Here is a 12,751-nt window from a genome sequence, read left to right as displayed (position 1 = left end):
GTATCACTCCTTTGACGGCGCGAGCCGGATTCTTGGGTCAATGACGCAGTATAGGATATCAACCAGAAGGATAACAACCACGTAAAATGCACTGTAAAAAAGCGTGAGCCCCAGTATTGTGGAATAATCGTTTGCTTTAATGGTATCCACAAACAGACTGCCAATACCCGGAACACTGTAAATGCTTTCCACAGCAAGAGAGCCGGTCAGGATATTGACGGTTATGGAACCAAGAATTGTAATGACAGGCAGCAGGGAATTCCGAAGTGCGTGGCGCAGAAGAATCTTTACCGGGCTGAGCCCCTTTGCTTTCGCCATTAAAATATAATCCTGCTGCAAAACCGTGAGCATTTCCGTACGTATAAAACGGGCGATCTGCGCAATGACGCCGAAGGACAGCGCAAGGGAAGGCAGGATGGAGCAGGCATAGCTCTCCCAGTAGGCAACCGGAAGCAGTCCCCATTTCAGTCCGAAAAAATATTGAAGCAAAGCCGCTACAACAAAGTTCGGGACGGAAATCCCCAGCACAGAGATGACCATCGTTAAATAGTCCATAGAAGTATTATGCCGGTAAGCAGCCACAATGCCAAGAATCAGTCCGATTACAAGGCCGACAAGGACGGCCTGAATTCCAACCAGAGCAGACGGCACAATGCGGGCTGCAAGGATACCTTGCACCGACTGTCCGGAATACAGGGTGGATGTACCCAGATCCCCCTGAAAGACGTTTCCAAGGTATTTAAAATACTGAACATAAACCGGCTGATCCAAACCGTAGCTGGCATAAACCTGCCGCTGCTGCTCCGCGCTCAGCTTGCTTATTTTATCTTCGTCAAACGGCGTACCGGGAAGACTGTGCATCAGAAAAAATGTTGCGGTGGTAATTACCAAAAGAGTGATCAAAAGGTAAACAAGCCGTTTGATAATATATTTTTGCAATTTACTTCCTCCCTTGGAGTTCGGATTGTGATTTTATAACAGGTAAGGCTGTTGCATGGCAACAGCCTTATCGGAATGCCTAAGCCGATTTTATTGTACAGTAACGTATTTCAATTCCAGAATACCGCTGTTGGGTTCAATCAGATTGGAAACGTTGGATTTAATAAGATAGGCGGAACCCATGTAATACAGAGGAGCAACGACCGCATTGTCTGTAATCAGGCTCTTTTCCGCCTGTACCAACAGATCGGCACGTTTTGCGTTATCCTTTTCGCCATGCGCACTCTGAATCAGTTTCGCGTAATCGTTCGCCGCATCCGTATCTTTAAAGTTTCCGCGGAACGCGTTCTTGTTTTCCGTCCAAATCTGCAGGTAGGTCATCGGGTCATTGTAGTCGGCGCCCCAGGCGTTGAGGCCCATTTGATAGGTGCCGGCCTTCATCAGATCTCTTCTGGCTTCCTTCGTTTTGGAATCCAGTTTTACATCGATGCCGAGTACGGATCTAAACTGGCTCTGCAGATAAGTGCCGACATCTTTGTTTTCGGTGTTATCATCCAGAACAAGAGTAAGCTGCGGAGCCTTTCCACCCAATTCGGCAACGCCCTTTGCCCAGTACTCTTTCGCCTTGGCTGCGTCATAAGACTTCAGAGTTCCCTGCATGGAGCCGAAGGTCTTTCCGGCCACGCCGCTGCTCATCGCCTTCGGCACAACGCCGTTTGCCGCTTCGGAACCGTTGTTCAGGATGGTGGACATAAGCGTGTCATTATCGATCGCAAGGCTGAGTGCTTTGCGGATGTTGAGATTTTTAGTTCCCTCAGCCGTAGTATTAAACTGTATGAAGTTGGTACGGAAAATTGAGTGCGTCTTGAATTCCTTGTTGTCCTTGTAAGCCGGAACATCGGTTGAGGCAAGCTGTACACGGCTCAGCTGACCGGCCTTGTAAAGATTGAGCGCCGTGCTTTGCTCTTTGATGATTTTAATACTGACCGTATCCACTTTAACATTTGCAGCATCCCAGTAGTTCGGATTTTTTACCAGTTCCACACCTGCAGCGGCGTCATACTGAGAAATCATGTAAGGGCCGGAATAAACCAAATTATCTTTTCCAACCGCATAATCTTTGCCCTGTCCGTCGAAGAAACTCATGTCGACCGCATAGTAAGGAACAAAGGTTGTAAGGGAGAGGAAGTAAGGCGTCGGCGCCTTCAGCTTTACAACCAGGGTCTTGTCGTCCGGGGTCTCGATTCCGATCTGGTCGGCTGTGGCCTTCTTTTCGGAATACTCCTGAGCATTTACAATATAGTCGGTCATAATAAATGCATAGTTGTTCGGAGTATCGGCAGCCATTTGCTTAATCCATGTGTCCTTAAAAGTTTTAGAGGTAATAGCGTCACCGTTGCTGAACTTTAAGCCATCGCGAAGCGTAAAGGTATAGGTAAGCTTATCGTCCGAGATTTTGCAGTCCTTTGCCATAGCCGGCTGCGGCTCATTGTTCATATCAAGCCGGTAAAGGCCTTCCGAAATATTATTCAAGACATTAAACGCAATATTATCGGAAGCGGCAAACTGGTTCAGGGTCGGGATCTCATTTTCCAGATAAATATTGACTGATGTTGACTTTGTCTCTCCGGAATTCGTTTGACTGGCTGCTGTACCGCCTGACTTGCCGGTAAACGAGCCGCAGCCCGCTGCTGCAGACAGGATGAGCGCAGCGGATAGGAGTGCTGCAATTAACTTTTTCATACTAATCACCTCATAAAAATTGATGCTGGACAAATATTTTCATAAACCAGCCGCCCCGTAACCGAACAATCGAGCAAACTGACTTAATGAAGATGAAAAGTTGTAAAAATCTTTGATGCAATCAAATATTTTAAAAACTTTCATTTTATAATATTTGAATAATAAATTAGCAAAAACGTCAAAATTGCTTGATAGCGATTTGACATCTTTGCCAAACTCAAATGAATTATTATAATTTAGATGTTACCACTTCAAAGCATTAAAGTCAATAAAAGCTTTACAAAATTTAAATATTTCTCTAATTTATTACAAATCCACTATACAATTTACAAAAAATGAATCAAAACTTAAAATCACGGATAGAAACTCAAGTTCATTCCTCCTTTATCGGTTCTTCTTTCTTTTCTGTGGAATTTTGAATAATTTTTATATTAAATTGCACAAAAGATGAGCTTTATCAATACGTTCTTTAATATAAATCGGGTTTGATTATAAAAGTTCAGCCTTCTAAATATGCAAAAAAACAAAAACGGAATCTATGAGAAATGTGAGCTTTCATCTTCCCATACTTGAAAATGTTTTGAACCCGGATTACAATAGAATTAATTGTATTGAGAACAGCTTTGACAAATTTGTCAAAGCAATCGGCAGCTCGAAAAAACAGGAGTGATCAGTTTTTAATGGATAATCCGCAGACACTGCTGAAACGTTATTTCGGCTATGATGCGTTCCGCCCCGGGCAACAGGAAATCATTGACAAAATACTGCGCGGAGAGGATGTAATGGCGGTTATGCCGACAGGCGCGGGAAAATCGGTGTGCTACCAGATTCCGTCGCTGCTTTTTCGCGGCATTACGATTGTAATATCTCCGCTTATTTCCCTCATGAAGGATCAGGTCGACGCTTTGTCGCAGGCAGGAATCCACGCGGCCTACATCAACAGCGCGCTTTCGTCCGGCCAGCAGTATGCGGTGTTCGAGAACGCAGAAAACGGAAAATACAAAATCGTCTATGTTGCTCCTGAAAGACTGGAAACCGAGAACTTTCGCGAACTGATTGAAAAGCTTAACGTTTCCATGATCGCCGTCGACGAAGCCCACTGCGTCTCGCAGTGGGGACATGATTTCAGGCCAAGTTATACAAAAATAGCGGAAATGATTGCCTTGCTGCCGTCCCGCCCAGTTGTTGCAGCCTTTACCGCGACGGCAACTCCGCAGGTCCGGGCGGACATCGTCCAATTTTTACAGCTGCGGCAGCCCTTTACGCTGACGACCGGATTTGACCGGGCAAACCTTTATTTTGAAGTGGAGAAGCCCCGGAACAAAACCGCCGCGCTTCTTGAGTTTCTTGACAAACACAAAAATAAATCTGGGATCATCTATGCTTCCACAAGAAAAACGGTGGATTCCCTGTGTCAAAGGCTCAAAAGCAGCGGGCATCCGGCCGTGAAATATCACGCCGGGATGCCGGAAGCAGAACGAACCGAAAATCAGGACGATTTCATCTACGACCGTGTAAATCTGATGGTTGCAACCAATGCGTTCGGCATGGGAATTGACAAATCGAACATTTCCTTTGTTATCCACTACAATATGCCGCAAAGCGTCGAAAACTATTATCAGGAAGCAGGAAGAGCAGGACGCGACGGCGAAAGAGCCGAATGTATTCTCTATTATTCCGTATCCGACATTGTCACGGTTAAATTTCTGATTGAAAACGGCGCAAATGACAGCGATAAGGCGATCCGTTTTCAAAAGCTGAATGATATGGTCGATTACTGCAACACTGATAAATGCCTGCGTTCTTACATACTGAAGTATTTTGGAGAGCTGGACGCAGAAAACAAATGTGAAAATTGCGGCAACTGCAACAGCCGGGTTGAGAGCACGGACATCACGGTGGAATCACAGAAAATCATGTCGTGCATTATCCGCATGGGCGAGCGGTTCGGGAGCGGGATGGTCACCGGCGTGCTGCGCGGCAGCAACACGCGAAAAATAAAGGAAATGGGCTTTGACAACCTCAGTACCTTCGGTATCATGAAGGAATATTCCCCGGAAACGATAAAGGAACTCCTGTCGTTTCTGGTTGCGGAAAGATATATCGGGCTTTGCGGGAATCAATATCCAATACTGAAGCTAACGCCCTCAGCCCGGGATGTCCTATGCGGCAGAACTGCCGTTTCTATAAGACGCGCCATCCGGAAGCAGGATTCCTCCCAAAGAAGCGCAGTTCATCCGGACGAGAAGCTTTTCGAAATTCTCCGCGGGATACGCGCCAGTCTTGCGCAAAAAGAGGGCGTTCCGCCTTTTGTCATTTTTTCGGACGCCACCTTAAGTGAAATGTGCGGAGCCTATCCTGTTGATCAGAAAAGCCTGCTTAGAATTTCCGGCGTGGGCAGCGTGAAACTGAAAAAATTCGGGAGCTGCTTTACGGAAGCCATTCAGACGTATGTCGAAGAAAACCATATTCAGGTTCCCCGGAATATTTCCGCGGACGCCCCAAAAAAGCAAGAGCGGAAAGCGCCGGAAGCCGTCAGCGATACAAAGGAAGAAAGCTACCGGCTTTATAAAGACGGCCTTGATATTGACGAAATCGCAAAGGAACGCGGGCTTACCCCAGATACTGTGGAAAAGCATCTGCTGAGCTGCCTTCAAAATGGGCAGGAAATTGACGCACGCCTGTTTGTAACCAAAGAAGAAGAACGGCTGATTACGGAAGCCGTAAAACGCTGCGGAGGCGACAGGTTAAAGCCCATCAAGGAAGCTCTGCCTGAAAAGATAAGCTACGGGGCTATCCGATACGTTCTATACAAAAGCAGACTGGATTGAACCGTCCCATTCCCTGTTTGTCAGACGTTTCCGCAACGAGCGCGCCGTCCCTTCTCCCTTTCGCATTTGTCCACACCGGACACGCAAAAGGGATTTCCGCAAAATAAACCGCCCCCATTTGTTTTCAGTATAGCATACTGTCTGACAAATGGGGGTGGTTCACTTTATAATTAAGGGCCCTAAAGTGGATTTTCAAGCATCTCTGTGCGTTTGGGAACTCCGGTAACAATCTTGCCCTGCAGGCTCTGGGAATCCACTCCGCCCTCGCCGCTGATTACGAAATCAGTGCCATCTGAAATCCCGTTGAACTGCACGGTGTCAGTACGATTTCAACACCCATCTGGAGTCTTGAGCCTTGACCTCCGCCCGTGTCCAACGGCTGAACCGGAGCAGTTCTTCCCTGAATCGTCCGACAAAGAACAAAATTCACAGGCGATAATTTCGTACCTTTTCAGAGATTTTTCTGGCAAAATTCCTTCAGCTTCGCACAATCACTCTGTTCGTCCTTACCCTCTATGTGAAAAGTAACGGTATCGTTCTGCTGCACGCAAAGGCTCATAATGGCGAAGAGCTTTTTTGCATCCATCTTTTTTTCCCCCAGTGAAATCCTGACGTCGGAACCGCAGCTCTGCGTACATTTTACAAGCAGGCCTGCCGGTCTTGCGTGCAGACCATCTTCATCTCTTACCTTGTATTGAAATGTTTGCATCATTTTAACCTCACTTGATGATTTTTATCAGCTTCATGGCGACCCGATTACTTTAAAAGCGCTTTTGCACATTCGGCGACATTTTCTCCGTAAATCCCATATTTTCTCTTTAAATCCGCTATTGCGCCCGATTCCGTAAAAACGTCCTGAATGCCAACCTGTGCGAATTTGACACTAATATCGGCATTCATCAGGACCTCGGCAACAGCGCCTCCCAGTCCCGCCATCACGGAGTGGTTTTCCACGGTAACAACGCCTTTGACAGTTTCCGCTACGGAGCATAAAGTATCTGTGTCGATGGGTTTCAAGCAGGAAATATTAATTAGTTTGCATTGAAAGCCTTCGCACTTTAACGTGCAGTACCCTTCAAACGCCGCCTTCATTGCGGTACCTTCATAAAAGATTGCGAGATCGTTTCCATCATCATAATTTACAATCGTTTTCCCTATTTTCACCGGTGTGTGCGGGATATCCAAAACGGGAACCGCATCACGCGCAACACGGATATAAAACGGGCCATCTGTGTTAATTGCAAGCGCAATGCTGTCCCGTAAATCTTCAACGCTTGCCGGAGTGAGTATGGTAATCCCGGGAAGAGCCCTGGTAAGTGCCAGGTCTTCATTTGCATGATGGCTGGCCCCATCCGGTCCGTCGTCCAGACCGGGGTGTGTTCCGATGACCTTCACATTTAAATTCGAGTAGCAGGCTTGTCTGAGCTGCGTCCATGCGGTCCCGGTTGTGAATAACGCAAAGCTTACGTAAAACGGGATTTCCCCCTCAATGACAAGGCCGGAAGCCACCGACATTGCACTTTGCTCCGAAATTCCCATTTCCAAAAAACGATTCGGATATTGGCTGCGGAATTCAGCGGTGGTCGTCGACTTTGCCAAATCGGTGTCCAAAACAAAAATGCGTTCGTCATTTCCGAATTCACACAAAATCCGACCCACTTTTTCTCTTAAGCTGATTAAATTTTCAGTCAAGGCGGATCCCCTCCTTCTCCCTTTGGATGTCCTTCATCGCGATCGTGTATTCTTCATCGGTCAATGCGGAGCTGTGCCATTTGGGATTATTCTCCATATAGGAAACTCCCTTGCCTTTGACTGTATTTGCAATAATGGCAATCGGTTTTCCGGTTCCTTTGCGTGCAATGCTCAGTACCTCTACAATCTGATCCATATTGTGTCCGTCAATTTCATATACGTCCCAGTTAAAAGCTCTGAATTTATCCGTGAGGGGATTCAGATTAATTACTTCGTTCACAGGTCCGCTGGATGAAAGCTTATTGTAATCGACAATCAGCACTAAATTGTCAGTCTTAAACTGAGGCGCTTCCAGTACTGCTTCCCATATTTGCCCTTCATGGAGCTCTCCGTCGCCCACGATAGCATAAACACGATGGCTATCATTGCTTGCTTTCTTAGCAACGGCAATCCCTACCGCAATGGAAAGGCCCTGTCCAAGCAATCCTGTGGTCGCGTCCGATTCGGGGATATCCACAATGTACGGATGGCCCTGCAGCCGCGAATTAACAGAACGGAACGTCCCCATTTCCTCATCCTTAATAAGCCCTTTTGCATTGAAAACCGCATATTGTGCCGGTACGGCATGGCCCTTTGAGAGTACTACCCTGCTGCGTTGTTTTGCAGTAAGGTCCACATCCATTTCATAAATTGCAGTAAGGATATCGATAATGGAAAGTGACCCACCCGGATGTCCGGCCTTTGCCTGATAAATCATTTTAATAATGCGTTCCCGATTTTCCATTGCCAAAAACGATAATTTTTGATTTGTTCCCATAATACCTCCAACTTCATATCAGACCTTCATAACTATGCCGCAAAAGCGAGCAAACTTTTGCGGCAATAATTTTCTTATAAAACAGCTAAATTTGCAGTATGTTTACGCTGTCAAGCCAAACAGCTTTCCTATGTTGTAGATGATCAGGCCGAGAGCATTGAAATCGGTTTCCGGGAAAGCCGTACCCGAAAGCCCGACGGATTGCATAACCGGATACATAAGTGCAGGACCAACGGCGATCAGAATGCCCGTCGCCACGCTTGCAAGCACCGCACCTTTCCATCCGCCCGTCGCGTTGCCGAACACAGCGGCGGTACCGCCGATGAAGAAATAAGGGATGGCAACCGGAATAATGACCGTCATGCCAACGGCTGAAAAGAAGAACATGCATACGATTCCCGCAAGATACGCGCAGATGAAACCAAGAACCGTTGCAGTCGGCGCATATGGAAATACGACCGGGCAATCCAAAGCAGGTTTGGAATTTGGAATAAATTTTTCGGAAACTCCGACAAATGCCGGAACAATTTCCGACAGGAACATCCTGACGCCTGTAATGATGACGTACAATCCGCCTGAAAACGCCAAAGCCTGCAAAAGCGGATACACCAGCCAGTGTACTCCCCCCGACAACGCTTCCACATTGGCTCTGCCCGCTGCTATTGCGGCGACATAATAGAAAATACCGATAGAAAGCGTAACGGAAACGATATAGTCCTTAAAGATGGAAAGCCAACCCGGCAGTTTTAAATTCTCAGTACTGTCTTCCGGTTTACCAACCTTGCTGCCAAGCCAGCCCGACAGCGCGTAGGCAATGGTGCAATAATGGCCGATTGCGATCTCATCATTGCCCGTAACTTTTCTCATGTAAGGCTGTGCCAGCGCAGGGAATATTGCCGCCGAAAATCCGAGGAGCACCGCGCCGGTAATAATAGTGGCCAAATCGTTGAAACCAAGGGCTTTAAACAAAATGGTCAACATAGCGGCAAGAAACAGATTATGCTGGCCGGTCAGGAAAATAAATTTGAATTTCGTGAATCTGGCAATCAGAAGGTTCAAAGCAAATCCGCACACCATTACCAGAGCAATGACCATGGGAAACTTCGTTTGCGCCTGTCCTGTTACGGCTTCGGCCAAAGGAAGGACTCCCTGTACGTGAAAGCCCTTGGTAAAAAGGGTTTGAAAAGAGGAAAGCGCCCCCTGTGCCGCTGTTGAACCAATGCCGAAAATCAGAAAGCCGACAATCGTTTTAACCGTGCCTGTAATTACCTGCACTGGCTTTTTCCTCTGTAGAATCAATCCCACAAGAGCCATAAGCCCGACTAAAATGGATGCCTGTGAAAGAAGATCAAAAACAATAAAGTTTAATATTCCCGTTATGACAGACATTAAAAAACCTCCCCTGTTCTCAAGTTATTTTATTAGCTTTTCTCCGCATTTTTCAAAGAACTTTCTTAGTTCCTGTTCCATATACTTGGTATCCATGATATCCTTGATTCCGATTACATACACATCCTTTCCTTCAAATTCCTCAGCCAGGTCATTCATAATGATCACGACATCGGGACGATGCATACCCACCCCGCTTAAAACATCGTGCTCCAACTCCAATGGAAAATGATTCTTCTCGATGACACTGTTAAGCTTAATACAAAGCATCATGGAGCTGCCCATGCCTGTTCTGCAGACAACCAATCCCTTTTTCATCATTCACGCTCCTTCTCCATTTCAAAATTTTTGATATAAGCTATAATATCTTCTGAAGTTTCAGCCTGGTCAAGAACCTGGAAAAACTCCGGATGATCAAATAATGACACCAAATCCTTTAAAGCAACCAAGTGCGAGGAAGAGTCTATCGTTGCCAAGGTGAAAATATATTTGACAGGATCATTCTCTTTGTTGCCGAAACAAACCGGTGTTTTTAACCGAACAAACGATATTGCGGTACTGTACACCCCGAATTTCTTACCCGCGTGCGGAATTGCCACTCCTTTTGTAAGCACAATATAAGGGCCTAAATCCATAACATTCTGAATTGCCGCCTCAATATACGACTTCGCAACCACTCCGTTACGGAAAAGAATTTCACCGCCTGCCCTTACAGCTTCCTTCCAATCCTCGGCCAGGACATCAAGTTCAATATAATCAATTTTTAATACATCGCTCAGCATCGGTTGTTTTTTCTCCTTTAAGTGTACGTTTTTTTGATCTTTTTTGTATTGATCTAATGTATTCTGAACCTGATCCGCCAATTGCAGTTCTTCCCCTGAATCATATTTTTTCAGCAAAAGCCGGATGCTGTCCGCTAAACTTGATTTCAAACAAAGTTTGGAATCACCCCCGGAGGATTCCGGGGCCTGATCAGAACTGATAAACCCCAAATTGATCATCATCTGATTGATTTTCTCAATATCCGGCCTGCGGATAATAGGGCTTACCAAGACAAAAGGCAAATCTGTTTTTAGTGGAATGGTGGTAATGGCAAAATCAAAAATCTGTTTTTTCTGCACCCTTGCCAACTGATGGGCGGCAAGCACATATTTAATGTCAAAGCTAAAGTATTGCTTTAATTCCTCAACTACCAGCTGTGCTGTGCCATGGCCCGTATTACAGAGCACCGCCACCGTCGGGTTCCGCTTTTTTAAAGCCTGGCCTGTACTTTCCATAGTGCTCGCAAAATAAATTAATAAATAGGAAAACTCATCATCTGAAATATCCATTCCAATAAATTGCCGTAACGGTCCGCTGCTTCTTTTAATGGCTTCAAAAAGCGCAGTGTTTTCTTGAATCAGCGTCTTTTTCAGCGGGTTATCCATGGTAATTCCATTTTTCACTGAACGTATTGCGGAACAAAGATGTTTTACAAGCCTGTTATAAAGCGTTTTATCACAATGAAAATCAAAATTCAGCGTTTTTCCTACACTTACAATCATTTGCTCCGCAATAATCTGAATGTACGGAAGCTTTGTTTCTTCATATTCTATCAGCGAGTGCAGGGCTTCGCCGTTGATGTGTTCTGACAGATAATCGACTGTATCCCGGGCCAACTCTGCATGAAGCCTTTGGTTGATCTGATCTACAATAAACTGCGCCATATCGTATTCCAACCGGCTCGATGGTATGGCATTTTTTGCCCTCTTTAAATGTAAAGGATGAGTTTTGTCCCTGATAATGGAAAATGCTATCTGAACGACCAGTTCTTCATATCCATCGTCTGAAAGAATATAGTTGAATTTTTCTTCAGCAATCAGTACGCTATCTTTGATAGCGGAGATATCGATGCCTTTAAACATCTTATGGTACAAATTCATTGCTTCCCAATGTCTGTCATCAAATCCGCCTATGTGCATGTGGTCGCTGATTAGCCCCGTTAAGATCTCACGTTTCTTTTTTTCGCTTTCTTCCATCCGGATGCCTTTGCTTTTGATAAATTGAATATTGATGTTATTGTTTTTGCACCATTGCTTAATCCGGAGCAGATCTGAATTGATCGTTCCCCGGCTGACATACAGCTGATTTGCCAGCTGATCTATCGTGATATAAGAATCGCTGCAGATCAGCTGGGCGATAATCATAAATACCCGTTCTTCTCCCGAAAGTTTGTAAAGATAATAATTATCAACGGCATCGTGCTGCCTGATCGTCATTTTAGAACCTTCGTCACCAATAAAAGCAACCATTCCATCGGAAATTTCAAAACACAATTGGTTATTCTGCTTTTTCATGTAATCATTGATCTCCTGAATATCATTGCGAATTGTCTTTTCGCTGACAAAAAAGCATTCCGCAAGTTCACTGAGGTCAACGCTGCCCATTTGATCAATTTTATCCAATAAGAGTTTTTGTCTCAGCTTCATTACCATTCCCCTGACTTTTATTATACTGATGATTCCCTGAATATAAAGTTCAAAAGCTTTCTGCCATTTTTCAATTTTTTATACTTATATACCATGATAGTTTAATCTGTTAATAATTAATGTAGCTTATAACTAAATCTTTAATCTGAAATAACCTTCCATCTTTAAATGGTTTCCAGGAAACAAACTGTCATCAAAGACAGTCTACCTGCTTTCAGCCTGTCTTTGATCTTCCATAAGCAATTGGAAAACTAGTACGCAAGGAAAGTCTTCCTTCCTGTTCTTTTTTTGCCGTTGTGTCGAAACGGCTTCTGCCAGTTCACCTATTTGCCAATCTCATCGAATTGGGAAATTTCCTGCCGCCCATTCTCATAAAATTGAATATGCTCCTCTTTTTCTCCCGGCGACGTCCTCCATAAAGAAATATCCTTTCATTAAGTTTCTTTTCATTCCCCCTCTTTGTACTAATTCTTCTTCTCAGAGCATAATTATTTACCAATCGGAATCGTTTGGAGGGTGGAACAGTGAAAGGTATTGTTGAGGAGCGCGCCGTAGAGCTCGGCGAGTACATAATCAAGAACAGAACCACCGTGCGCGGCGCAGCAAAAAAATTTGGTGTCAGCAAAAGTACCGTACATAAGGATGTGGCGCAGCGTTTGAAATATGTCGATCCCCAGTTATACAGACAGGTCAAGCAAATCCTTGAGATCAACAAAGCGCAGCGTCACATCCGCGGCGGAATGGCTACAAGGTTGAAATACAAAAAGACATAATAAAAACCCGCATGCATGGAATTAAATTCCGTGCACGCGGGTTTTTATTTAAAATCAGAGGAATCGCATAAATTTCTCATTATTACAAATAGTAACAAA

Annotated in this window: 10 protein-coding genes; 2 read left to right on the top strand and 8 right to left on the bottom strand. The window is 45.0% G+C overall.

Going from position 1 to position 12,751, the window contains the following annotated elements; all coding sequences use genetic code 11:
- Positions 1-3: 3 nt before the first annotated feature.
- Positions 4-939 carry an ABC transporter permease gene (locus LY85_RS14925; protein WP_038322795.1) on the bottom strand — a complete coding sequence of 312 codons (936 nt, stop codon included), beginning with the start codon at positions 937-939 and terminating at the stop codon, positions 4-6.
- Positions 940-1,029: 90 nt separating this feature from the next.
- On the bottom strand, positions 1,030-2,682 hold the full coding sequence (locus LY85_RS14920; RefSeq protein ID WP_141827276.1) for a peptide ABC transporter substrate-binding protein: 1,653 nt from the start codon (positions 2,680-2,682) through the stop codon (positions 1,030-1,032).
- Positions 2,683-3,362: 680 nt separating this feature from the next.
- Here LY85_RS14920 and recQ point away from each other — a divergent pair.
- The gene (gene recQ, locus LY85_RS14915) at positions 3,363-5,513 is read left to right on the top strand and encodes a DNA helicase RecQ (RefSeq protein WP_141827275.1); all 2,151 of its coding nucleotides are present in this window, start codon (positions 3,363-3,365) and stop codon (positions 5,511-5,513) included.
- A 451-nt stretch (positions 5,514-5,964) separates the two neighbouring features.
- Here recQ and LY85_RS14905 read toward each other — a convergent pair whose 3' ends face one another.
- The 6 genes from LY85_RS14905 to LY85_RS14880 form a co-directional block, all read right to left on the bottom strand.
- Positions 5,965-6,225, bottom strand: coding sequence for an HPr family phosphocarrier protein (locus tag LY85_RS14905; RefSeq protein ID WP_243122578.1), 261 nt, complete (start codon positions 6,223-6,225; stop codon positions 5,965-5,967).
- 44 nt (positions 6,226-6,269) lie between these two features.
- On the bottom strand, positions 6,270-7,205 hold the full coding sequence (locus LY85_RS14900; protein ID WP_141827273.1) for a transketolase C-terminal domain-containing protein: 936 nt from the start codon (positions 7,203-7,205) through the stop codon (positions 6,270-6,272).
- Complete coding sequence (locus tag LY85_RS14895) at positions 7,198-8,022, bottom strand: transketolase (protein WP_141827272.1); 825 nt, start codon at positions 8,020-8,022, stop codon at positions 7,198-7,200. The genes LY85_RS14900 and LY85_RS14895 overlap by 8 nt, the downstream gene beginning before the upstream one ends.
- 102 nt (positions 8,023-8,124) lie before the next feature.
- Positions 8,125-9,411: a PTS ascorbate transporter subunit IIC gene (locus LY85_RS14890; protein ID WP_141827271.1), complete on the bottom strand. Its 1,287-nt coding sequence runs from the start codon at positions 9,409-9,411 to the stop codon at positions 8,125-8,127.
- A 24-nt stretch (positions 9,412-9,435) separates the two neighbouring features.
- The gene (locus LY85_RS14885) at positions 9,436-9,732 is read right to left on the bottom strand and encodes a PTS sugar transporter subunit IIB (protein ID WP_038322732.1); all 297 of its coding nucleotides are present in this window, start codon (positions 9,730-9,732) and stop codon (positions 9,436-9,438) included.
- The gene (locus LY85_RS14880) at positions 9,729-11,879 is read right to left on the bottom strand and encodes a PTS sugar transporter subunit IIA (RefSeq protein WP_185741232.1); all 2,151 of its coding nucleotides are present in this window, start codon (positions 11,877-11,879) and stop codon (positions 9,729-9,731) included. The genes LY85_RS14885 and LY85_RS14880 overlap by 4 nt, the downstream gene beginning before the upstream one ends.
- 524 nt (positions 11,880-12,403) lie before the next feature.
- On the opposite strand from LY85_RS14880, the gene spoIIID reads away from it, so the two are divergent.
- Entirely contained in the window at positions 12,404-12,652 is a 249-nt protein-coding gene (gene spoIIID, locus LY85_RS14875; protein ID WP_038322728.1) for a sporulation transcriptional regulator SpoIIID, read from the top strand.
- Positions 12,653-12,751: the final 99 nt, after the last annotated feature.

Origin of the sequence: Clostridium sp. KNHs216 (assembly GCF_006714885.1) — a bacterium.
Classification (GTDB): Bacteria; Bacillota; Clostridia; order Oscillospirales; family Acutalibacteraceae; genus Caproiciproducens.
This window is presented reverse-complemented; position numbering and strand designations above follow the sequence as displayed.

Bases quoted from the DNA above. Each gene is read 5' to 3' on its own strand.
- LY85_RS14920 (WP_141827276.1), bottom strand. From the start codon at position 2,682: ATGAAAAAGTTAATTGCAGCACTCCTATCCGCTGCGCTCATCCTGTCT.
- recQ (WP_141827275.1), top strand. From the start codon at position 3,363: ATGGATAATCCGCAGACACTGCTGAAACGTTATTTCGGCTATGATGCG.
- LY85_RS14905 (WP_243122578.1), bottom strand. From the start codon at position 6,225: ATGATGCAAACATTTCAATACAAGGTAAGAGATGAAGATGGTCTGCAC.
- LY85_RS14895 (WP_141827272.1), bottom strand. From the start codon at position 8,022: ATGGGAACAAATCAAAAATTATCGTTTTTGGCAATGGAAAATCGGGAA.
- LY85_RS14890 (WP_141827271.1), bottom strand. From the start codon at position 9,411: ATGTCTGTCATAACGGGAATATTAAACTTTATTGTTTTTGATCTTCTT.
- LY85_RS14885 (WP_038322732.1), bottom strand. From the start codon at position 9,732: ATGATGAAAAAGGGATTGGTTGTCTGCAGAACAGGCATGGGCAGCTCC.
- LY85_RS14880 (WP_185741232.1), bottom strand. From the start codon at position 11,879: ATGAAGCTGAGACAAAAACTCTTATTGGATAAAATTGATCAAATGGGC.